The 22,856-nt window shown below is 61.5% G+C and carries 16 protein-coding genes; 2 read left to right on the top strand and 14 right to left on the bottom strand.

The features are described from left to right. Positions 1–141: 141 nt before the first annotated feature. The 4 genes from DMP08_RS03960 to groL all read right to left on the bottom strand — a co-directional run bounded on the left by DMP08_RS03960 (position 142) and on the right by groL (position 5,635). A complete protein-coding gene (locus DMP08_RS03960) occupies positions 142–1,038 on the bottom strand; it encodes an acetamidase/formamidase family protein (RefSeq protein ID WP_123191671.1) in 897 nt (298 codons plus the stop codon). Positions 1,039–1,109: 71 nt separating this feature from the next. After that, positions 1,110–3,029, bottom strand: a complete 1,920-nt coding sequence (locus DMP08_RS03955) for a serine/threonine-protein kinase (protein WP_244596781.1) — start codon at positions 3,027–3,029, stop codon at positions 1,110–1,112. Between the two features lie 172 nt (positions 3,030–3,201). Beyond that, positions 3,202–3,837 carry an IMPACT family protein gene (locus tag DMP08_RS03950; RefSeq protein WP_123191685.1) on the bottom strand — a complete coding sequence of 212 codons (636 nt, stop codon included), beginning with the start codon at positions 3,835–3,837 and terminating at the stop codon, positions 3,202–3,204. Between the two features lie 211 nt (positions 3,838–4,048). Next, a complete protein-coding gene (gene groL / locus DMP08_RS03945) occupies positions 4,049–5,635 on the bottom strand; it encodes a chaperonin GroEL (protein WP_123191669.1) in 1,587 nt (528 codons plus the stop codon). A gap of 343 nt (positions 5,636–5,978) precedes the next feature. Between groL and DMP08_RS03940 the strand changes: the two genes are divergently transcribed. After that, the gene (locus tag DMP08_RS03940) at positions 5,979–6,770 is read left to right on the top strand and encodes an amidohydrolase family protein (protein ID WP_123191668.1); all 792 of its coding nucleotides are present in this window, start codon (positions 5,979–5,981) and stop codon (positions 6,768–6,770) included. A gap of 83 nt (positions 6,771–6,853) precedes the next feature. Here the strand turns inward: DMP08_RS03940 and DMP08_RS03935 are convergent, their stop codons facing one another. The 9 genes from DMP08_RS03935 to DMP08_RS03895 all read right to left on the bottom strand — a co-directional run bounded on the left by DMP08_RS03935 (position 6,854) and on the right by DMP08_RS03895 (position 20,682). Continuing rightward, complete coding sequence (locus DMP08_RS03935; protein ID WP_123191667.1) at positions 6,854–8,173, bottom strand: hemolysin family protein; 1,320 nt, start codon at positions 8,171–8,173, stop codon at positions 6,854–6,856. Positions 8,174–8,620: 447 nt separating this feature from the next. After that, entirely contained in the window at positions 8,621–10,054 is a 1,434-nt protein-coding gene (locus DMP08_RS03930; protein WP_123191666.1) for a nucleobase:cation symporter-2 family protein, read from the bottom strand. Further along, positions 10,051–10,629 carry a xanthine phosphoribosyltransferase gene (locus DMP08_RS03925; protein ID WP_123191665.1) on the bottom strand — a complete coding sequence of 193 codons (579 nt, stop codon included), beginning with the start codon at positions 10,627–10,629 and terminating at the stop codon, positions 10,051–10,053. Before DMP08_RS03925 ends, DMP08_RS03930 begins: the two co-directional genes overlap by 4 nt. Before the next feature lie 130 nt (positions 10,630–10,759). Next, on the bottom strand, positions 10,760–12,289 hold the full coding sequence (locus tag DMP08_RS03920) for a basic amino acid/polyamine antiporter (RefSeq protein WP_123191664.1): 1,530 nt from the start codon (positions 12,287–12,289) through the stop codon (positions 10,760–10,762). 90 nt (positions 12,290–12,379) lie between these two features. After that, positions 12,380–15,202 (bottom strand): o-succinylbenzoate synthase, encoded by a 2,823-nt coding sequence (gene menC / locus DMP08_RS03915; RefSeq protein WP_123191663.1) that lies wholly within the window; start codon positions 15,200–15,202, stop codon positions 12,380–12,382. Between the two features lie 107 nt (positions 15,203–15,309). Next, positions 15,310–16,149: a 1,4-dihydroxy-2-naphthoyl-CoA synthase gene (menB, locus tag DMP08_RS03910; protein WP_123191684.1), complete on the bottom strand. Its 840-nt coding sequence runs from the start codon at positions 16,147–16,149 to the stop codon at positions 15,310–15,312. A gap of 347 nt (positions 16,150–16,496) precedes the next feature. Next, positions 16,497–17,435 (bottom strand): alpha/beta fold hydrolase, encoded by a 939-nt coding sequence (locus tag DMP08_RS03905; protein ID WP_123191662.1) that lies wholly within the window; start codon positions 17,433–17,435, stop codon positions 16,497–16,499. 86 nt (positions 17,436–17,521) lie between these two features. After that, positions 17,522–19,357, bottom strand: a complete 1,836-nt coding sequence (menD, locus tag DMP08_RS03900; protein ID WP_244596780.1) for a 2-succinyl-5-enolpyruvyl-6-hydroxy-3-cyclohexene-1-carboxylic-acid synthase — start codon at positions 19,355–19,357, stop codon at positions 17,522–17,524. 68 nt (positions 19,358–19,425) lie between these two features. Then, the gene (locus tag DMP08_RS03895; RefSeq protein ID WP_123191661.1) at positions 19,426–20,682 is read right to left on the bottom strand and encodes an isochorismate synthase; all 1,257 of its coding nucleotides are present in this window, start codon (positions 20,680–20,682) and stop codon (positions 19,426–19,428) included. A 147-nt stretch (positions 20,683–20,829) separates the two neighbouring features. Between DMP08_RS03895 and mscL the strand changes: the two genes are divergently transcribed. Beyond that, positions 20,830–21,282, top strand: coding sequence for a large conductance mechanosensitive channel protein MscL (mscL, locus tag DMP08_RS03890; protein WP_114566406.1), 453 nt, complete (start codon positions 20,830–20,832; stop codon positions 21,280–21,282). Between the two features lie 66 nt (positions 21,283–21,348). Here the strand turns inward: mscL and nhaA are convergent, their stop codons facing one another. Further along, entirely contained in the window at positions 21,349–22,824 is a 1,476-nt protein-coding gene (gene nhaA / locus DMP08_RS03885) for a Na+/H+ antiporter NhaA (RefSeq protein ID WP_244596779.1), read from the bottom strand. Positions 22,825–22,856 lie beyond the last annotated feature (32 nt).

Genomic DNA, 22,856 nt, shown 5'->3' with positions numbered 1-22,856 from the left:
CGAGGCCCGGCCGGAAGGCCCGCGCGCCCCGGGAGCCGGGGCCCGCCTCGCCATGCCCGAAGCCGGTCGCCCCATGCCGGAAAGCCTTCCGGCAGCCGCTTGACAAAACTATAGGAACACGTCCCTTTGTCTCATCTTTCGCTACAGGCTGAATTCCAATGCATCCAAAACGTACTTCGGCACCATGAAGCGCACGGTTTTCTCCGGGTCGACCATTTGGCATACCTGCACGTCAGCGACCAGGGACAGCAGCATGACCAACTCGTCCTGGGGCGTGCCCGTACGATCGTGCAGCAGATCGACCATCTGATGCACCGCTCGGTCGGCAGCTGCATCCAAAGACTCGGCGGATGCGATGACCCCCAGATGCGTTTCGTTTTCGATGAGGGGATCAACCACATGCAAATCGGGAAGCGCCGTGAGCGTGACCGTGGCGTAGCCGGCCACTTCCGCACCCGAAACGCTGATCTCGCCATCGCCCATGGCGGCGTGCATATCGCCGCAGCCGAACAGCGCGCCCTCCACCGCCACCGGGAAGTACAGCGTGGCTCCCGTGGTAATGGCGGTGTTGTCCATGTTGCCGCCGTGGCTGCCCGGCGTTCCGCAGTTCACCGGGTCGCCCGCCGGAGCAACGCCGATGACGCCGATCATGGGATTGAGCGGGATGGACAGCCTATCGTTCCACACCAGCCTGTCGTCCTCGATGGCGCACAGGCGCGTGCTCCACGCATCGAACCGATCGCCGCACACGCCTTCGTCCTTGCCCGTGCACGAAGCGGTCTGGTCGTCCAACTCGATGTTCTCGATAGTCACCTTGAGCGCTCCGCCCGGCCGGGCGCCGCGCACGAAAACGGGACCGGTAGCCGGGTTGATGGCGTCCCAATCGATTTCATCAAGCGCGTCCTCGGACGTCCGAACTTGATTGCCGAAGCAATCCTTCGTGCGAATACGCACCGTCTCGCCCGATTCCACGGTAAGCGCCGGCTCCAAATCGCGCGCAAACGCGAACAGAACACGCTCGTCTCCCAGTTGCTGCATGGGTTTTCCTTTCCTCGCAGGTTTTCGGCTCGATTATAGTACGAAGCCCGCCCAACAGTACGATAAGCAGGTTATTCTTCCGCCCAATCGTCTTCTTCGTAGTACATGGGGTCGGGCACGAATACGCACCCCGCAAGCGCCAACGCAATGGATGACGCGGTGAGCCCCAGATTCCCGAGAGAGGGCATCCATGTAACCTGACCCGACGCAATCCAGGCCGCAACGGCGATGCCTCCAAGCAGAAGCATGCCGGCCACGGACGTGCCCAGAACCGCAAACGCGCGCGCCGGTCGCAACCGAATCGCAGCCAACGCGCCGGCTGATGCAATCCAACTGCCGGCAACGCACCAAAGCGGAGGCTGCACGAGCAGTGCGCCCATGGTGCCCGCCAGGTCGCTGCGTGCGCCCACGTTCCAGTTCGCAAGCACGTCCCAGCCCAGAAGGCTATGGGATCCGCAGGCGGCCAGCATGATGGCGATCAGCACCGAGAACGCAGCCGTCCCCATAGCCCGCACGGGAGTCAAGCTCAGCCCGGCCGCCAACGGCGCAAGCTGCCCCAAGCCGAACGCACCCGCAAGCGGCACCGCCAAAGCAGCGTTCGCTTCGGCGTCCCCCTCGCGCCCAACGAAGTACCACCACGTGGCCGCAGCCGCCAGCAGCACGCACCCTGCCGCCGGAACGCCTTGCACGATGAACATGGCGGCCAGCGCGAAATATCCGAGCAACGCGCCCAGGTGCGGCCTCAGCGCACCTGCAAGCACGATGAGCGCGAAGATACCCCAGAACAGCGGATTCGTAAAACCGCTTGTCTGCGGCATGTTCCAAAGCGCCACGAACGCCAACAGCGCGCTGCCGGAGCCGCCCACTGCATGGGTCGCAATCGCACGATGCAGCGGCGTAAAACGCTCGCGCAAGGGCATGCGCGGAAGGCGAGGGTCGTCCTCGACAGGCTCTTCGTCCTGCCCATCGGCATACCCGACAATAGCCGCAAGCTCGCGAACGCCGCGCTTGGAATCGCCCAGGAACGGCTCAAGCTCCTCTGCAAAATCGGAAATCGTTGCGTAACGCTCTTCGCGATCGGGGTCGAGCGCATAGAACACCACGTCGTCAATTGCGGGATCAAGCCCTTCCCAGCACAGCGACGGCAACACGAGTTCCGCATCCTCGATTGCAAGCTCGGCACGCTTCAAATCGGAAGCAAGGAACGGATTTTCTCCCGTGAGCATTTCGTACGCGACCGAAGCCAACGCCCATTCGTCGCAGCGCACGTCCAGGTTTTCCTGCCGCATTTGCTCAAGCGGCATGTAGCCGATAGTGCCGCCTCCAGCCGCGCCGAAGCCCGAAGCATCCGCCAACGTCGCCAGGCCGAAATCGGTCACCTTCACCTGACCTTGATGGTTGATCAGGATGTTGTCGGGCTTGATGTCCAGGTGAAGCACCTGGTTGCTGTGCGCCACCTCAAGCGCATGCGACACCGCCGAGAATACCGCCGCCACAATATCGAGGGTCAAACGGTCGCCATGTCGGCGAAGCAGTTCGCTCAAGGACATGCCTTCGACGTATTCCATGATGAGGTACGCCGTAGCGTCCTGCACCTCGAAATCGTACACCGCCACAATGCTCGCATCGGTAAGCATAGCCGCCGTGCGCGCTTCGTCCAAGCCCGGAATACGCGCAAGAGAGCGCACGAGCGGAGCATCTTCCAGTAGATCAACCGAAGCGTCAACCTGGGAAAACAGCACCTCGTCTTCATCATCGGAAAACGAAGGATCATCGCAAGCCGCATTGCGCGAAGCATTCGGCAACGACGTCGCGTTCGCTCCCGGAAGAGCAGCGCGGGCGGCATCCACGTCATCCAGCTCGATGCACTTGATAGCCACACGGCGCTGGATGCGCGTATCCCACGCCACCTGCACGGTGCCGAAACCACCCGCCCCCGCTTCCGCGATCGGCCGGTATCGATTCAATATGAGTTGCTGGTTGCGCGCCATGGGGGACATTATAGAGCAGATGCGTCCAAAGGGCGCTCAGATGCCGGGGTCACCACGGCACCGCGATGGCAATAACGGCAAAGCGCGGAGGGCGGGCGGTGTGCAGGCGCGGGACGCGGTGGGCGCGGGGCGTGCGAGCTCGGCGGGCGCGAACGCGCCGAGCGAGAGGTGGCTAGAACGCAGCCTCCAAGGGGTCGCTCACCGTAACGTTTTCCTGTCCGCGCTCCAGTTCCGTCAGCTTTTTCAGCAGCGGATCCTGCGTGCCATCGAGCATGCGCAGCTGCAAGGTAACGGCATCGTCGTACACCGTGTCGAGCACTTTGGCCTTGCAGTCCGCAGCGATGCGCATGAGCTGATCGTACTTCGCGTACGCTGTGCGAATGCGAATGTCCACGCAGCGCGAAACCACCACGAGCTGCGCCGCTTCAACGCCCGCCTGCGTCGCCTGCGTGTAGGCGCGCACCAACCCGCCTGTCCCCAGCAGAACGCCGCCGAAGTAGCGCGTGACCACCACGATGACGTCGGTAAGACCGGCATGCTGGACAACCTCGAGGGTGGGAAGACCAGCTGTCTTCTGCGGCTCGCCATCGTCGGAGTACCGTACACGACCCGAAGAGCCCGCGCCGCCCTCGCGCAGCACGTACGCGTACACGTTATGGCGCGCCATGCGGTTTGCCGAGCGGATCTCCTCGAGGAAGGCGAGCGCCTCGTCCTCGGTCTCCACGTGGGCCAAGCTGGCGATGAACCGGCTTTTCTTCTCTTCGATCTCGGCGACGGCGCGCCCTTCTATGGTGGTGTAGGAAGTCATGGGAAAAGTGTAGCACGGATGGAGGAATCTGCGAAAAATCGCTGAGCGCATCGCGAAAGGACACCGCGATGAATGCTCCGGCGCCCGAAGGCAGCAAAGCACCCTCAGCATGAGTCCCGCCTTTATCGCACAGGACCGTCCCGCAAAAAAAACGCCGGCCCGCGCTCATGCGCGGGCCGGTATCAAAGTGCGAAGAACGGAGACTCGAGCATTAGTCCTCTTCGGGAACCATGTCGCTCACGGAAGCGTTCGTGATCAGAATCAGGGACGCAACGGAAGCAGCAGCCTGCAGCGCAGTGCACGTCACCTTAGCAGGATCGGCGATGCCACGAGAAATCATGTCGCCGTATTCGCCGGTCATGCAATCCAAGCCATGACCCTGCGGCAGCTCCTTGACCGTCTCAACAGCAACGTCGCCACGATAGCCCGCGTTCTCGGCCAGGGCTCGCACCGGCTCCTCAAGCGCCTTGCGCAGGATGTCCACGCCCAGCTGCTCTTCGGCGTTATCGCATTTCAGGTCATCCAACGCAGCGGCGGCCTGCAGCAATGCTACGCCGCCACCAGCCACCAGGCCCTGCTCGGCAGCAGAACGGGTGGCCAGCAAAGCATCCTGGATGCGGCTGCGGATCTCGTTCATCTCGGACTCGGTCGCCGCGCCCACTTCCATCACCGCAATGCCGCTGGACAGCTTCGCCAGGCGTTCGCGCAGCACGTCGCGGTCGTAATCAACCTGCGTGCACTCGATCTCGGCGCGCAGCTGCGCGCAACGCTGTTCGACATCTTCTGGCTTGCCCTTACCGCCCAGAACGGTCGTGCGATCCTTGGTGATCTGAACGCTTGCAGCACGACCGAGCATGCTCTTGCGCGCATCGGAGAGAGACAGGCCGCGATCGGGAGTGATGACCTCGCCGCCCGTAAGGATAGCCAAGTCCTCAAGCTCCGCCTTGCGACGATCGCCCAACGCAGGCGCCTTCACCGCAACGCTCACCAACGTACCGCGACGGCGGTTCATGAGCAGAGCGTTCAACGCCTCCCCGCGCACGTCCTCGGCGGCGATGAGCAGCGGATGGCCGGACTGCATGACCTCCTCCAGCATGGGCACGATGTCAGCGAAATTGTCGCCCAAGCGCTGGTCGGTCAGGAAAATGTAAGGCTCTTTAAGCTCTCCTTCCAAACGGCCCGGGTCGTCGGCCATGTACGGGGAAATGAAGCCGTTGTCGAACATCATGCCCTTGAGGATCTTCACCTCGATGCCGAAGTTCTGGGACTTCTCCACCGAAATGATGCCGTCTTGGCCAATAGCGTCCATTGCCTCGGCGATCTTCTCGCCGATTTCGCGATCGCCTGCAGAAACCGTCGCAATCTCGGCGATCTGCTCACGCGTGGAGACCTCCACGGCATCTTTGAGCACCGCTTCCGCCACCACATCGGCAGCACGCTGGATGCCGCGGCGCAGCGCCAGCGGGTCGGAACCGGAAATGACGCAGCGCACGCCCTCGCTCACGATGGCGTCGGACAGGATGGTCGCCGTGGTGGTGCCGTCACCCGCATCGTTGTTCGCCGCAATGGCAGCCTCGCGAACGATCTTCATGCCCATGTTCTCGATGGGATCCTCAAGGTCGACGTTGGCCGCCACGGTTGCGCCATCGTTGGAGACGTTCGGCTTCTCGTGCTCCTTCTGCATGGCAACGTAGCGGCCCTTGGGGCCGATCGTCACCCTTACGGCATCAGCCAGCTTGTTCACGCCAGCGGCCATTTTCGCACGGGTCTCGTTGTCGAAAGCAATGTCTTTGGACATGGTTCGGTTCCCTTCTCATCGGTGTGCGGCGCTTCGCCATCACCGCGCGCACGATAGGCGTCCCGCGCCCTCAGGCGGTTCGACATCGCCGTTTCAGGCGTGCGGGAGCTTGTTAAAGTCACTGTCGAAAAAGTTAGCACTCTTTTGCTTCGAGTGCTAGTCTTTCGGCCCTTTTTCCTCGTGACCAATGCAAAGTGACACCCAGAAATACCCTTCTGCCTAATGCGCCCGAAACCGCGATGTTCTACAATCGAAAGTTGCACGGCTCTTGGACAGCGACGCATCGCATACGCTGCCCAATGTCGCACCGCACAAACCGCACATTGCAAAGGAGCACGAGCCCATGGCCGTCATCGACGCCCACGCCCACATCTACCCGGACAAAATCGCCTCGCGAGCAGTCGACGCCATCGGGGACTTCTACGTCATCGACATGTACGGCAAAGGCACGGTAGAGCACCTGCTGACCTCGAAGGAGCATGCCCCCATCACGCACTTCATCGTGCATTCGGTGGCCACCACTCCGGGCAGCGTGGAAACCATCAACAATTTCATCGCCGAGCAATGCCGACTGCATCCTGAGTTCATTGGCTTCATGACCATGCACCAGGATTACCCGGACCCCGAAAAGGAAATCGAGCGGGCCATCGGCCTAGGTCTGCACGGCATGAAGCTGCACCCCGACACGCAGCATGTGAATATGGACGATCCGCGCCTTATGAACGTCTACGAAATCATAGAAGGCCGCATGCCCATCGTGCTGCATACCGGCGATTACCGGTACGACTACTCGCACCCTCGACGCCTGGTAAACATTCTGAAGACGTTCCCCGACCTGGTGGTGGATGCCGCGCATTTCGGCTGCTGGTCGCGCTACGACGTAGGCTACGACATCCTGCACAACGAGAATTTGTTCGTAGACGCGTCCAGCTCGCAGTTCTTCCTGGGGCAGCGCCGTACCGTAGAGTTGGCGCGCATGTGGGGCACCGACCGCATCATGTTCGGGTCGGACTTCCCCATGTGGGATCCTGCCGCCGAATACGACCAGTTCGTTACCGCAGGCTTCAGCGAAGACGAGCTGGAGAACATGCTATGGCACAACGCCGAGCGATTCGTCGGCGTGAAGGTGGAGTAACCGAGAAACCGCGCCCATGCCGGGCGTACCGCCGATCGAAAAAGAGGGCCCGCGGAATTGCGAGCCCTCTTTTTCGATGCGCGTTATTCGTCTTCGCCCTCCGGCAGGTCTTCCAGCACAAGGCGAATCTTGTCAATGCGGTGGCGGTCCATGTCCACAACGGTGAACGACGCTTTCTTGCCGCCGCCTTCAACCGACACCGAATCGCCTTCGTCGGGGATGCGGTCGAACAGCGTGAGCAGCAGGCCACCCGCCGTTTCGCACTCCTCCGACTCAACAGGCTTGAAACCGATCAGGTCGCCCACTTCATCGATGGGCAGCGAACCGTCTACCAGATAACTGCCGTCTTCCATGTTCACCACTTCGTCAGCGCCGCCGTGCTGGTATTCATCGTCGATGCGCCCCACGATCTGCTCCATGATGTCGCTCATGGTAACGATGCCGGCAGTACCGCCGTGTTCGTCGATGACCACCGCGATCTTGGTGCGCTTTTCCTGCAGCGTCTGCAGCAGCTTGGCGATGGGCACACCCTCGGGGACAGCCTGAATCGTTCGAATGCGCAGATCGTCCACCGTTGCATGCTCGGACAGCGTGTACAGGTCTTTCACATGCACGAAGCCCACGATGCGGTCCTTCGTCCCGCGGCATGCCGGGTAACGCGTGTACTTGTAGCGCTGCACCAGCTGCATGTTCTCCTCAAGAGAATCCTCCAGGTCAATGCAGATGAGGTCGGTGCGCGGAGTCATAATAGCCTCGGCGTCCTTGTCGCCCAGGTCGAAAATATTGTCCACGTAGGCGTTCTGCTCGGGATCGATCAGGCCGCTTTCGGTGCTCTCGTCGATCAACAGCTTGATTTCTTCGTCGGTGTACACCTCGTGCTCGCTGGCCGCATCGTGGCCGAGCATCTTCATGACGCCGTTCGTAATGGTGTTGAACAGCCACATGACCGGATAGGTCAGACGGTAGAACCACACAAGCGGCGTAGCCGTGAGCAGGGAGTACTTTTCAGTTGAGAAAATGGCAAGCGACTTCGGAATAAGTTCGCCCACCACAATGTGCAGCGCCGTGATAATGATGAAGCCAACTGCGATAGCGATAGCGTGAATGGCAGCCTCGGGTAGACCGAACGCCGAAAGCAGCGGAGAAATGAGCGCGGAAACGGCGGGTTCGCCCAGCCAGCCCAGCGCGAGCGAGGCAAGGGTGATGCCCAGCTGACAGGCAGAAAGGTACGCGTTGACGTTGTCGGCGACCAATTTGGTGTACTTGGCGCCGGCGCGACCCTCTTCGACGAGGATCTCAACCTGGGATTTGCGCACGCGAACGAGCGAAAACTCGGCGGCGACGAAAAACGCATTCATGATGAGAAAGAACAGGACAAGAAAAAGGCTTAACGCAACAGGCATTAAAGCTGGTCTCCTTAGGTTCGGTTGTCAATGTCTGCTGAAGGCGGTTTCCTAGGCCACCTGCCAAGCAGCGCTTTTGCTGTCCCTACTATTTGTACCAGTTCGAAGGAGAGCCTGAGTGAAAAACTACGCTTTATACAGAAGTGTTACCAAAGGGAAACCAGGGGTCGCAACGGTGCGGGCGGGTTGCGGGTCCGAGCCCGAGCGCGGGTCACGGCCCCGCCCCGCGCGCAGATCGCGGGCCCAAGCGCACGGTGACGAACGCATTGTCGCCCGAAACGTACGGTTTCGCCGCGAAAACCGTACGTTTCGGGCGACAATGTACCTGCAACGACGCCGACAACCCCCACCGCACTAGCCACACGGCCCCGACGCCGCGCCCCCATCACGCACGAGCGCCATCGGACCGTGCAGAATCCGATGGCGCTCGCTTCGCTTCGTCGTATGTTAGGCGCGCGCTAAATCCCCCGCGTCAACAGACTGCGAGGGCATCCCGGCTGAAGCAACGCCCTCCCCAGCGGCACCCTCAACAGGCGAGTCGCCCTGGATAGAATCAGCCGCCCCCGGGTCTCCCTCCACTTTGATGTTTTTGGGCAGCACCAGGTTCGCCACTACGGCAACCAAGAAAACCATGGCCACGCAATTCTGCGCGAACACGCTTTGAATCAACTCGGGGAACACGGCGAACAAGTCGCCCACCTGGGTAAACCCAATGCCCACCGCCAACGAAAGGGCAGCGATCAGGATATTGCGCTGGGTGAAGCCGGCACGCGCGATCATCTGGAAACCGCTGACGATGATGTTGCCGAACATCATGATGGTGCAACCGCCCAAAACCGCCTCGGGCAACGACGAGAACACCGCGCTGATCACGGGCAGGAACGCGGCAAGGATCATGATGGCCGCGCCCGTGGCGATAGCCTTGCGGTTCACCACCTTCGTCATGGCAACCAAGCCCACGTTCTGCGAGAACGACGTGATGGGCAAGCAGCCGAAGCAAGCGGACAGAGAGCTGACGAAGCCGTCGCAGGCAATGGAGCCGGAAAGTTCCTTTTCCTTGACCTCGCGGTTCAGACCGACCATGGTAAGCGCCGACGTGTCGCCGATGGTCTCGGTGGCCGACACCAAAAAGATCAGCGTGACCGAAACGATAGCGCCCAGGTTGAACTCGGGGGCAAACGGCATGAACTGCGGGAAGGCGAACAAGCCCAACCCCTCGAAGCCGCTGAAGTCCACGGCGCCCAAAACCAAGGCGACCGCGTAGCCGATGATCAGACCGAACAAAACCGACAACTGCTTGGTTTTGCCCTTGGCCAAAACTTGGAAAATCAAACACGAGACAAGCGAGACGGAGCCCAAGAACAGGTTCTGGGGCGATCCGAAATCAGGAGCCCCATTGCCGCCTCCGAACGACGCGGCTCCCACTCCCAAAAGCGAAAAGCCGATGGACGTGACAACCACAGCCGCCACGATGGGGGATATGATGCGCCGCCAATAGCGGGCGAACAGGCCCAGCACGCCCTCGATGATGCCGCCGACGATAATGGCGCCGATTGCCACGTTGTAACCGTACGTTGCCACGATGCCGCACAGCACCGTTACGAACGTGAAGCTGATTCCCATGACGATGGGCAAGCCGGATCCCACGCGCCACAGCGGAAACAGCTGGATAAGCGTGCCGATGCCGGCAATGAGCATCGCGCTTTGAATGAGCGTTCCCGTCTGCCCGTCGCTCAGGCCGGCGGCGCTCGCCACGATGACGATGGGAGCAAGATTGGCCACGAACATAGCCAGGATATGCTGGACGCCGAACGGAACGGCGCGCATCAAGGGAATATCGCCGTCAAGCTTGGCGAGGTTCTCGGTTGCGAATGCTTTCATCGGCGGAACTCGATTTCTCCCGTGTTCGGGTCCATGCTCTCCACAATGGCGAGCGACTCCAAACGGTACCCGCGTTCGCGCAGGTCGGAACCGCCGGGCTGGAAGCCCTTCTCAACTGCAATGCCAATGCCCTCTACGGTAGCGCCCGCTTCGTCCACCAGCTCGATCAGCCCGTTCAAAGCGCACCCGTTTGCAAGAAAGTCGTCGATGATGAGCACATGGTCATCGGAGCCCAGGAACTTCTTGGACACGATGACGTCGTACACGCGGCTATGCGTGAACGACTGGATGCGCGTGGTGTACATCTCGCCGTCCAGGTTGATCGACTGGGCTTTCTTCGCGAACACCACGGGCACGCCGAAATGCCGGGCAACCACGCAGGCGATGCCGATGCCGGAAGCCTCGATCGTAAGAATCTTCGTTACGGGAGCATCGGCGAACAGGCGCTTGAACTCGGCGCCCATCTCATCGAAGAGATCTATATCCAGTTGATGGTTGAGGAAGCTGTCCACCTTCAGGACGCCCTCCGACTTCACCACCCCATCACGCCTGATGCGTTCCTCCAGCAGTTCCACGTTCTCCTCCGTACTTGCATGATTCGTCTGCCGCGCAACACGAAGCCGCGCGCTCCTTCACAACGCAGCCGCAGGCTGCAAAAGCTCCGCCGAACAGTGTAAAGGAACGCGCGCGATCGAACGTGAGAAATTAGATAACAACCTGACCGGTTGCGATCAAGACGATGGAAGCAACCGCGGCCAGCAAGATAACGCCTACGACCACCTTGTCGCACGTGCTCTGCAAATAAGGCTCGTTGCGCTCCTTCTTGCCCTTGATGTACATTAAAATGCCGGGCGCGTACAAAAGAGACATGATGGTAAGCCCCACGGCGCCGCTCGCCCACGCCAAGAAGAAGCTGTAGAACACACCGACGATGCCGAAGATGCGCCACAAAACGATGTTGCCGCCGATCTTGCCTTTGAACGCCCCCGGTTCCGTGAACGTGATCTTCGCGAAGTACGCCGCCGAAAGCAGGTACGGCAACAGGATCATGCCCGCCGAAAGCGTATAGAAGAATTGATACGTGCTGTCGGAGAACAGCATGAGGATCAGGAACACCTCGATGATGATGTTCGTGACCACCAACGTGACGATGGGCGCGCCCTTCTTGTTGGTCTTCGCGAACGCCTTGATGAACACGCCTTGTTCGGCGGCCTCGTACGGCGATTCGCTGGAAAGAACGGTGTAGCCCAGCATAGCGCCGACCAACGACAGCACAACGCCGCCGTTGATGAGCATGGCGCCCCACGGTCCCACCGCGTACTCCATGACGCCGGCCAAGGCCGGGTTCTCCAGCTGAGCAAGCTGGGAAAGCGGCATGACGCCCATGCTGAGCATGCTGACCATCAAATAGATTGCCAGCACGCACACGAACGCGATGATGGTGGCTTTGCCCACGTCGCGCTCTTTCTTGGCGCGCCCCGAGATGGCAACGGCGCCCTCGATGCCCACGAACACCCAGATGGTGATCATCATGGTGCTGCTCACCTGATCGAAAAACGGAAGACCCGGATCGGAGCCCATGGTAAGGTTGGCCATGAACACCGCCGGATCGAACTTCTGCAAGAAGACGATGGCCGTGATTGCAACGAAAATGGGCACGAACTTGCTGATGGTGATAACGGCGTTCACGCCCGTGGCCTCTTTGATGCCCCGCGACACCAGGAACACGTAGAACCAGATGAGAACGCTGGCCCCGATTACGGAAGGCAGGTTGGTTCCGCCGCCGAAAATGGGGAAGAAGTACGAGAGAGCGCCGAACAGCAACGCAGAGAAGCTGACCGTGCACAAAAGCGCGCTGATCCAGTAGCCCCATGCGCTGTTGAATCCCAGGAAGTCTCCGAAGCCCGCGCTTGCGTAGCTGTAAATTCCACCTTTTAACTGCGGTTTTATGCGGGAAAGTGCATAGAACGTCATCACCAGGCACAGCACGCCGATACCGGAGATGCTCCATGCCGTAAGGATAGCTGCACCGCTTGCGCCGCCTGCAGCCTGATCGCCCGCCAGCGTAAATACGCCGCCGCCGACAATCAGCGTAATAACAGTAGTGACCAGGCGAAATATTCCCAAGTTGCCATGAATTTGCGGCGATCCAGAAGACCCGTCCGCTCCTGTAATGCTGCCAGATCCCACCGCAGAAGTTGATGCGGCCGCGTGATTCGATGCGGGTGCGCTCATGAAATCCCCGTTCCTCTTTGTACGACACCGTGCATCATACCCCACCGCATCGCTTTCCGAACAGATGGTTATGCAACATTTTGGATAAAGCTATTCGACCGTTGTCCGACCAACAAGCACGTTCGCCAGAACCGAGCGGTTAAGATCGCATCCTATGCCGTATGGGTTGCCTTCCCGGTTCAACGTGACCAGGCCGCGTTCGGCCGTGTACGGAGGATCGGTCACGTCATGCGAGAAATAACGAGCGGTCGATCCTATGTCTCCCGGCGCCGTAACGTTGGGCAGCGTCTGGAACGCAGCGTGCAGGCGCTTGGAGACGCCCGTGTCGTACATGCCCCCCATCCATACATCTATGCCGCGCTCGGCCGCTGCGTTCGCAAAGTCGAGCGCAGGCTGCACGCCCCCGAACTTGCCGATTTTCACGGCATAGCACTTCAGTTCGGGGTGCGAAAGCGCGCGGGCAAGATCCGCCGGACGGGCAATCGACTCGTCAAGGCACAGCGGGGTTCGCATGGTTCTTTGCAGCCGCGCCAGTCTGGTGAAGACGTCTGCGGAATCCGATCCCGAAACGCGACGGGGATCAAGCGGCTCCTCGATCCAAGCCACATTGCAAGCGTCGAGCGCGCGCAGCTCGTCCGCGTCGCGATCGGAAAAGCTCTGGTTCGCATCAAGCGTAATGACGAGGTCGGGAAACGCCTCGCGCACCGCGCGCACGCATCCAAGCGTACCGGGGGCCACCTTCAGCTTCACGCGCCGGTAGCCCGCCTCCACGCAACGGCGCGCCGAGGCTACCGTGTCGGCTTCGGAGGCCAACCCCAAAACCGCCCCGGCGGAAACGGAGGCGGACAGCGGTCCCCCGATGCGCGGCGACTTCTTGTTCGACCCGCCTATGAGCTGCCACAACGGCTTGCCGACTATCTTGCCGTACAAATCCCACAGGGCAGGCTCCATGGCGCCGCACGCCAAGGGAAACGAAGCCGATTCGGGCTGCGTGGCAAACAGGGCAGATGCCTCGCTTGGATGGAGCATCGTCGCGCGCAGCACCAGGGGCGCCAGCACGTCCCGCAGAATCCGCGCATCCTGATCGAGCGTTTCCGGTAGATACCAGTCCGTCGGGAACGCGACGCACTCGCCCAACCCGGTACGGCCGGCATGGTCGGTCACTTCCACGATGATGGACTCGCGCTGGGCCATCACGCCCTTCGGAGTTTTAAAGGGGCGCTCGAAGGGCAGGCGAATGCGGTGCAGGGTTACGCGCACCACCTCGATGCGCTGGTCATACAGCTTTTCGAGGGCAGCGCGATCTACCTTGCCAATGCCGCTGCGCGGAAACTCGTCAAGTACGCACACGTGCTTCGGCAGGTACAGCTTCGAGAGCCGAGGCGCCAGATGAGCGCGCACGGCATGCGCGAATCGGCAGTTGTCCAGCGCAGACGACCTTGATGCCTCCTGCGCCCGCTCGCGTTCTATGAACGCCACGGGTCGGCGCCCCCATCGCTCGTCGGGAACTCCGAACACATGCGCATCGGCGACCCCCGGAACACGCAGAAGCTGCTCCTTGATCTCGGCGGGATAGATGTTTTCCCCGCCCGAGACGAACATGTCCTCGGTGCGTTCCTTCACGTAGATGGAGCCCTGGTACATGGCGGCGGTGTCCCCCGTGAGGAAGTACCCGTCTACCGTATGAGCCGCGCGAGCGTTCAAGTACCCCGCGAACACGCCGGGACCCTTCACCGCCAAGCGGCCGAAACCATCCTCGCCCGGATCGACAATGCGGGCCTTGTAACCGGGAAGCAGGCGCAGCCCACCCTGGAATGAAGACGTGACCTGGGCGTGGGCGATCTGACTTGAAGTTTCGGTCATGCCGTAGCTTGCGTACACGCGAAGACCCAACGCGCAGGAACGCTCGAGCGTTTGCGGGTTCGTTGCCCCGCCGCCCAAAAGAATGCAGGCGTAGCGCTTCAGCGTTTCCGCACGGCTCGAAGCAAGCAGATCCTGCAGCATCTTGTCCACCACCGACACGTGCGTAGCGCCCTTGCTTGCAGCGTCGCTCAACAGGCGGTCGGCATCGAAACGGCGGTACAGCACGAAGCCGTTGTTGTTCAAAAAGCTGCGGACCACCACCTGGAACCCGCCTATGTGGTACAGCGGCAGCGCCGCTTGCCACAGCCCTTCGGCCCGACGGTTGAGAGCGATGTTGGACACCTCCGAGGAACGGCACACGTTGTCCCAGGTGAGAGGCACCGCTTTTGCGCGACCAGTCGTTCCCGAGGTGAACATGATCACGGCTCGCATGCTGGAATCGAACACGTGCGCGGCATGCTCGGCAAAGTGGATGATGCCCTCAAGAGCATCCTGGCGAGCAACGGCATCGCGTCGGCGGGCGGAAGCCCTGCCCGTGCCCGCCCTTCCCAGGGCCTTCGTAGAGCGAGCCTCGGCCGAAGCGGCCGCAACAAGCGTGGAGAACGTCGGTCGGCTCGGCCGAGCGGAACCGCGCGACGCAGACGGCGCGGTAGATTCTTCGCCAGCAAGAAGCGCCGACGCCCGATCGAGCACGCGCTTCACGTTGTCCTCGTCGATACGGGCGGCGATGCGCGCATCGGACGTACGCTCCACCTCCATGACGCGACTCATCTTCTCGGCGCTCGTCAAACGATTGTTGAGAGCTATCAGCGTGAAGCCGCCGTACGCGGCAGCCAGCATAAGGAACACGTACGCAGGGCAGTTCGGCAGATCGACGACAAGGCAGTCTCCCGGATTCGCTCCATGAGACTGCAAGTTGCGCGCGATGGCCGCAGACAGCATCCGCGTTTCGCGATACGAAAACGACAGCTCCGCACCCGCTTCGTCAACGTACGTGAAGCACGTCCGTTGCGGGCACTGCCGCACCATGCTTTCAAATGCGCCGATCATCGCCGCACTCCGCCCCGCCTCTCAAGCACTTCGTCGCTGGCCGCAACGGCCAGGCACTATCATCGTGCCTGGCGCGCCAACGTCGCCGCGCGCCAGGATTCACCATCTTAGGGAAACTTCGGGAACTGAGTGAAGTCGGGCGCGCGATGCTCCTTGAACGCGTCGCGACCTTCCTTCGCCTCGTCCGTCGTGTAATACAGAAGCGTCGCATCGCCGGCAAGCTGCTGGATGCCGGCCAAGCCGTCCGTCGCGGCATTGAACGACGCCTTCATGAAGCGCAGAGCCGTGGGGCTGAACTGCAGCATCTCACGGGCCCAGCTCACGCACTCCTGTTCGAGCCGGTCGAAGGGGACCACCTTATTGACCAGGCCCATGTCCAAAGCTTCGGCCGCCGTGTACTGCCGGCACAGGTACCAGATTTCGCGCGCCTTCTTCTGGCCTACGATGTTGGCCAGATAGCCCGCGCCGTAACCAGCGTCGAAGCTGCCGACCTTCGGACCCGTCTGGCCGAACTTGGCCGTTTCGGCCGCAATGGACAGGTCGCACAGAATATGCAGCACGTGGCCGCCGCCGATGGCGTAGCCGTTCACCATGGCGATAACGGGCTTGGGCACCACGCGAATGAGGCGCTGCAAATCGAGCACGTTCAGACGAGGGATGTTGTCCTCGCCCACATAGCCGCCGTTGCCGCGGATCTTCTGGTCACCGCCGGAGCAGAACGCCTGGTCTTCGGGACGACCATCGTGGTTCGCGCCGGTCAACATGATGACCCCCACCGAGGCGTCGTCGCGTGCTGCGCTGAAAGCGTCGTAAAGCTCTGTCACGGTAAGCGGAGTGAACGCGTTGCGACGTTCAGGACGATTGATGGTGATCTTGGCGATGCCTTCGCATGTTTCGTATACGATCTCGCGATACGATTTACCTGCCTGCCACACACTATCGCTCATGGCCGTCCTTTCATTGCGCACCCGGTCAGCCGCGCACGCCGTATGGGAGGTTGTCGGTTGGATGATCTCATAGTACCGCGTAATGGGGAAGGGTGCATCTTCCCGCAGAATATCTCCGAAAAGAAACGATGCGGCCCGAGGCATCGGCGGGAAGGCGCCCGTCAGCGCGCTGCGGTCAACAGCCGGATGGCGATGCTTGTTGCTCGATTTCGCACGAAATGTTGCGCTCTCCGAGCTGCAGGTCCCTTCGTCGCCTTCCCCTTGAAAACCGCGTCCCATCATTCCAGTTCACGGGGATGCCGCTTTTGGAAGCATTGGACCATGCGCAACATTGCGGGAAAAATCGCTCAGTCAAGAATCATCTCCATGCCGGCAAACGTCTGGCCGGCGTGCGGATCGCAGGGCTCGGCGGCCAGGAACGCCTCGACGCATCGAACGAAATCCGCCGGCACTTCCAAATGCACGTTATGTCCTGAACCCCGAACCGTTTCGACGGCAACGCCGGGAACGCAGCGCAGTTCTTCGGACAACGCAGTGTACTTCCGATCGAGAGACCCGGTCAGATACTGAACCGAAACTCCCTGGTCGCAAACGGCAGCCAGCGCGGAAAGCACCTCTTTGCGCGCTGGCATCGAATGCTGGCCGGCATGCTCGAACGTGCGCGCAAGCGCCTCCGCATCGTTGGCGAGCCGGCCGGCCCGCACATGGGACCGCACGTTCGAAGGCAAATGCCGCTCAGACGCGAACAGGGGAAGGCGCTCCCATGCGTTCATGAACTCCTCAACGCCCCGCTCCCGCAGGCGAGCGGCGTTGGCCGCGTCGCGATCCGCCGCGCACGCGCGGTCAGCATCGGCGGCGAACCCAAGCCCAACGCTTTCCAGAACAAGCGAGCTCACCGCACGAGAAAACTCGCCCGGCTGCTTGACCAGGGAAGACAACGCAACACGACCGCCCATCGAATACCCGATCACCGCAGGACGGCGCCCGCCGTTTTCCGCCGCCACGTGCGCGACAAACGCAAGCAGGGCTTCCCCTTGGGCTTGCAGCGCATAGAAAAACGAATCCGCGGGAGCAGTTGATCCGCCATGTCCAACCAGGTCAAGCGCATATACCGTGCGGTGGCAAGCAAGCAAGGGAGCAACTTGGTCCCACGAGTCGGCACTTTGGGAAAACCCGTGCAGCAAAATAACCGGAGGGCGCGATTGGCAAGCCCCCGTCCAGATCAGGTAGCGGTAGCGCACGTCGCGAACATCAAAGCTGCTCTCATGCTGAAAAACCTCGCTCATCGAACCTCCAAGCCGCACGGCACAAACAGGCAACTAACGGGCACCTACCGGGTTCGACCGGCACAGCGCACGCGCATCGGCTCCCATTAGGAAAGATTCCAATACGGTGCATATCGCTCCCGCAGGCCTTCCAGAGGAACCGGAACCTCGATCAGGCTGATGCCCGGAACGCCAAGACACGCCCGGTACGCTTCATCGAACTGAGAAACGGTCTCGGCACGTCGATAGGGTACGCGAAACGCTTGCGCAGCGGCAGCAAAATCGACGTCTTGCGGAGTGAGGAACAGCCGCTCGAAGTAGTCCTCGTCGGACTTCTGGGGCAGCATGTCGAAGATGCCGCCGCCGTTGTTGTTGAGCAGCACGATCACGACGCTGCGCGAACCGCCGCCCTGCGCCGCTTGAACGCGCAGCTCGCGCTGCAGGGCAAGGGCGTTCACGTCGTGCAGCAGGGTGAGATCGCCCGTGAGCAGCGTGGTTTGAGCGAACGATTGAGCGGCGCCCAGCGCCGTGGACACCGTGCCGTCGATGCCGTTCAACCCGCGGTTGCATAGCACCGTCAAAGACTTGCCGCCCTTGAGACAGAACGTGTCAACGGCGCGCACGCTCATGGAGTTGGCTGCGAACAAGCACGACCCGACAGGCGCAAGTTCCACGACGCGCCGCACGAACGCACCTTCGAAGCCCGCCTCCACAGAATCAGCCGCGATCAAGCGGGTTCGCGCCGCATCGTTCGCGGCTTTCCACGCGCCTGCGAAATCCCGCTGCCGTTCCGAAGGCTCATGGTCGACCGTTCCCAGGTCGCAAGCCACGCGCAACGACCCGGCGAACTCGACCGGCTTGCAACGCACGAACAGATCAGTGGCCGCATTGCAATCGCGCGTCTCAAGCGGATCGACGACAATCTGCATCGGACGAAGCGACGCCACCATTTGCGTCGTCTTCTTCGACACCGGAAAACGTCCGAAGCGGATAACCGCCTGCGGAGCACGCTCTTCAGGAACCGACCCGCCAACACCGAACAGAGAATCGTAGTTGTCGATCACCGCGTTGTCCGCAAAGCAGCGCAGACCGGAAAGCGGATCTGCCAAAACAGGGAGATCGAACGCCTCGGCCCACGCAAGCACCTTGCGCGCCTCGAACTCCGTCGCGCACGAGCCTTCCCCTGCCAACACGAGCGTACGGCGGTTGGCAAGCAACGAAGAAACGAGTGCGGCATCTTGCATGCCAAACGATGCACGCGGACGCATGACCCCAAACGCTTCTGACGAAGATCTGCCGGCGTCAAACACCCCCTCCCCAGAAAGGTCGGGTTTGAGCGGTTCGTCGAACGGAAAGTTGAGGTGCACGGGACCGCCCCAACATGCTGCCGCCAATCGGGAGCTGCCATCGGGAAGCATCCCTTCGCCCAGAGACGCGATGCACGCTTCGCGCGCCGCCTGGCGGACGAAGCTCACGGCCGCTGGGTCGGCGGAGGGCAGGGGCATCTGCCTGAACGCACGAACATGATTGCCGTATGCGTTGAGCTGGTCGCACGTTTGCGGCGCGCCCAACCCCTGCAAACGAGGCGGACGGTCGCCCGTCAAGACGATCAGCGGCACGCGCGACGACTCCGCCTCAAGGACGGCGGGATAGTAGTTCGCCACCGCCGACCCCGACGTGCAGATGACCGCCGCAGGGCGGCCGCTGGCCTTCGCCAACCCAAGGGCGAAAAACGCAGCGCCCCGTTCGTCCACATCCACGAACACCCGCATGCGCTCGGGCGCGCGGCGCGACAGCTCGTACGCGGTCATCGACAGCGGCGTAGAACGAGATCCGGGGCTCACCACCACGTCGCGGACGCCCCAACGCGTCAGCTCGTCGAAAAACGCCCCCAAAAAGGAGCCGGTTGAGCAAGCCTGGATGAGACAAAGGGACGGGGTCAATGTCTCATTACGAGAGGTAATGAGACATTGACCCCGTCCCTTTGTCTCATCCCGCCCCATCGCCCCGCTCATAGTTCGCTCCCTTCGAATGCGCTCAACACGGTTTTCAGCTTCATGCCTATCTCATCGTACTCGTCATCGGCATCGCTACCGGCAACAATGCCGCAACCGGCGTACACCCAGCCGATCTCGCCGTCGAACACGCCCGTGCGCAAAGCAACGGAAAACTCTCCATCGCCGGCTCCGTCCACGTACCCGCACGCACCCGCGAAAAACCCGCGGTTGTACGCCTCGATACGACGAATGAGCATCTGCGCTTCGCCCACCGGCGTCCCCGCCACGGCCGGCGTAGGATGCAGATCCCCCATCATCGTCCACAGGTCAACGCCCTCGAGCATACGGGCGCGCGCAGGCGTGAACAGGTGCTGCACATGCGTAAGCGAGAGAATGCCAGGCCGGTCGGGCACGTCCACGTCGTAGCACGTGCGGCGGAACACTTCGCGGATAAACTGAACCACGTAGTCGTGCTCCGCGCGATTCTTCGAATCGCGCATCAACTCGTCGGCCAAGGAGCCGCGCTCCTTTTCGGTCGCGCCGGCCGGACACGTGCCCGCCAGGCACATGCTCTCCACTTCGGCACCGCGCTTGCGCACGAGCAGCTCGGGCGTACAGCCGCAAAAGAACACGTCGGCGTAGCGATACAGCAACACCGTGCCGCGAGCCTGGCCGTCGATAAGGTTGACCAGCAGATCCTTGGACGAAAAGGGGCGATCGGCAACCAGTTTTTGCCGACGAGACAGCACCACCTTGTCCACGCGTCCGCACTCGATAGCGGCCAGGCCGGCGCCCACGGCGTCGCGCCACGCCTCGCGCGAATCGGGCTCCACGCGATAGGGAATGGTTTCGCGACGGCGCTTGGGGGCCGAAAGAGCCTGTCGCTCGAATCGCTCGACGCGCCCGGCATACACGGGCCCGAGCGAATTGACCTGCACGTGCACGCCCTCTTCGGTTTCGATCAGCACGATTTCCGGCAACATGAACCGCAAACGGGGAAACGCTTCGAACAGCTCGTCGGTAGGCGACGGATTATCGGCATCAAAGCGGTTGAAGGAAAAGAACACGGGCTGCTGCGCTACGGGGCCCTCAAGATCGCACTCCACGTCGGCCAGCGACGGCAGCGCAATGCAGCGGCCCAACCCCATGAAACGAATCGGCCGATCCTTGCAGTAGTACACGAACTGATCGGTGAACCCCTTCTGAAGCACGCAAAACGCATCCACCATATCGGCCTCGATCGGCTTGGTATACGAGTAAACCCGCGTCATGGCGCCTCCATCCGTGACTATCCGAAAAGGTTTCGGACCTGCTTCATTGTTGCTACAACCATGGCATTCTAGCACGACCCCTCTATACTGACGAAAGGCGCTTGGAAGCGTCACGCAAGCTACCGCTTTTAAGCAGAAAGGACGGCCGTGAAGAAGTTCTTGGAGGAATTCAAAGAGTTCATCAACAGGGGCAACGTGATGGATCTTGCCGTAGCGGTGGTTATCGGCACCGCATTCACCGCCATCGTCAACTCCGTGGTGCAAGACCTTATCATGCCCATCGTGTCCGCATTCATCGGCGGCGTCAACTTCTCCGACATGAAGCTGTTCATCCCCCTGGGCGCCGGGGATTCGGCCATCGCATACGGAAACTTCATAGGCGCGGTCATCCAGTTCCTGATAATCGCGCTAGTGGTGTTCCTTATCGTGAAGGGGCTGAACAAGATGCAATCGTTTGCGAAACGTGGAAAGACCGTCGAGGAAACGAAGGCTCCGCACTGCCCGTATTGCCTGGAAGAAGTGGCGGAAGGGGCAACCCGCTGCGCCCACTGCACCGCGGAACTGCCCGAGCCGGCAAAACCGACCATCGTTGCGAAGTAAGCGCATCGCGCGCCGCAACCGCAGGGCAAACGCCAAAAGGGGCGCTGGGCGCGCACGGGCCGCGCGCTACGCCCCCTCCACCTCGAATTCAGCCTCAGCCTCGTCGGTGACCTTGCGCAGCACCAGAAAGCCCGCGATGCCCGCAATGAGCGACGCCGCCAGAATGGCCGCTTTCGCCACGCCGATGGTGGCGGCGTCGACGAACGCCAGGTTCGTCACGAAGATGGCCATGGTGAACCCCACACCGCCCAGAACCGACACGCCAACGATGTGACCCCAGTTCACGCCGCGCGGAAGATCGGACAGCTTCAGCTTCACCGTGATCCACGTTGCCAGGAAAATTCCCAGCGGTTTACCGAACAGCAAGCCGCAGAACACGCCGATGGTCACGGGGTTCGCAATGATGGCCATCGGGTCCATTCCCACCAGCACCACGCTGGCGTTCGAGAACGCGAACAGGGGCAGGATGAAGAAGTACACGGGAACGTGCAGGTGATGATCGAGCCGCGTGACGGGCGGGATGGACAAGCGCGAAACGCGGCCGATTTCCTTAAGCTCGTTCAGGTACTCTTTCTGCACGATATCGGGCTCGCCTGGGTCGTAGCGCTCGTCGGCGCGGCGGGCACGAGCCTCGAACCAGCTTGGCGCGCGATCCAGCTTGACCTGCGAGCGCGCCGGCATGACCAGGGCGAGCAAAACACCCGCGATGGTGGCGTGCACGCCGGACATGAGGAAGCACACCCACATGAGCAAGCCCACCAGCAGGTAGGGAGGCAGATCGTAGATGTGCAGGCGATTGAACAAGATGAGCACGGCGAACAGCGCCAAGCCGCCCGCAAGCCACACGATGCTCAGATCGGCCGTATAGAACACGGCGATGACCAAAATGGCGATCATGTCGTCGGCAATGGTCAGCGTAGACAAAAACGATCGCAGCCCCGACGGAATGCGATTTCCCAAAAGGGCAAGGATGCCCAGGCAAAACGCGATGTCGTTGGCCATGGGAACGCCCCAGCCCTGCATCGCGCCGCTGCCGGCGTTCACCGCCAAGTACACAAGCGCCGGCAGCACGGCCCCTCCCGCAGCGGCAACGATGGGAAGCAGCGCCTTGCGAGGGTTCTTCAGCTCTCCCGCCGTCATTTCGAACTTGATCTCCAAGCCCACCAACAGGAAAAAGATCGCCATGAGAAAGTCGTTGATGAAATGCTCCAGCGTAAGATGAGGTGCAAAATCACCCAGCGAGAACCCTATGTTGAACGAATGCCAGAACTCGGCGAAATACGGGAGGATGGGCGTATTCTCAATGACGAGGGCGGCCACGGCGGCGGCCAGCATGAGCATGGTCGCCCGGGTAGACGAATGCGTGAACTCCAAAAGCTTGCGGCGGCGGCGATGATGCCCCCGCACTTCGGGTTCCAGAATGCGCTCGGTGGGGGCGCACGAAGGATCGCCGCTCAAGCATGCGGGAGCCGTCGCGTCCTCAGAAGAGCCGCTCGGCTCGCGTTGCTGGTCTCGGCCGTCTGAAGGCTGCGAGGTTTTCACAGTGGTGTCTTTCATCGCGGTCATGGGCTTAG

Source organism: Paraeggerthella hongkongensis, from assembly GCF_003726035.1.
Classification (GTDB): Bacteria; Actinomycetota; Coriobacteriia; order Coriobacteriales; family Eggerthellaceae; genus Paraeggerthella; species Paraeggerthella hongkongensis.
The sequence above is the reverse complement of the archived record's forward strand: the minus strand, read 5'-3'. Positions and strand labels throughout refer to the sequence as shown.

What these genes read in the sequence shown, in the direction of transcription:
- DMP08_RS03905 (WP_123191662.1), bottom strand. Translation starts at nt 17,435, where the DNA reads ATGAGCGAGGTTTTTCAGCATGAGAGCAGCTTTGATGTTCGCGACGTG.
- DMP08_RS03955 (WP_244596781.1), bottom strand. Translation starts at nt 3,029, where the DNA reads ATGGCGCGCAACCAGCAACTCATATTGAATCGATACCGGCCGATCGCG.
- DMP08_RS03950 (WP_123191685.1), bottom strand. Translation starts at nt 3,837, where the DNA reads ATGACTTCCTACACCACCATAGAAGGGCGCGCCGTCGCCGAGATCGAA.
- DMP08_RS03940 (WP_123191668.1), top strand. Translation starts at nt 5,979, where the DNA reads ATGGCCGTCATCGACGCCCACGCCCACATCTACCCGGACAAAATCGCC.
- DMP08_RS03930 (WP_123191666.1), bottom strand. Translation starts at nt 10,054, where the DNA reads ATGAAAGCATTCGCAACCGAGAACCTCGCCAAGCTTGACGGCGATATT.
- DMP08_RS03895 (WP_123191661.1), bottom strand. Translation starts at nt 20,682, where the DNA reads ATGACGCGGGTTTACTCGTATACCAAGCCGATCGAGGCCGATATGGTG.
- groL (WP_123191669.1), bottom strand. Translation starts at nt 5,635, where the DNA reads ATGTCCAAAGACATTGCTTTCGACAACGAGACCCGTGCGAAAATGGCC.
- menB (WP_123191684.1), bottom strand. Translation starts at nt 16,149, where the DNA reads ATGAGCGATAGTGTGTGGCAGGCAGGTAAATCGTATCGCGAGATCGTA.
- menC (WP_123191663.1), bottom strand. Translation starts at nt 15,202, where the DNA reads ATGATCGGCGCATTTGAAAGCATGGTGCGGCAGTGCCCGCAACGGACG.
- DMP08_RS03935 (WP_123191667.1), bottom strand. Translation starts at nt 8,173, where the DNA reads ATGCCTGTTGCGTTAAGCCTTTTTCTTGTCCTGTTCTTTCTCATCATG.
- DMP08_RS03960 (WP_123191671.1), bottom strand. Translation starts at nt 1,038, where the DNA reads ATGCAGCAACTGGGAGACGAGCGTGTTCTGTTCGCGTTTGCGCGCGAT.
- DMP08_RS03920 (WP_123191664.1), bottom strand. Translation starts at nt 12,289, where the DNA reads ATGAGCGCACCCGCATCGAATCACGCGGCCGCATCAACTTCTGCGGTG.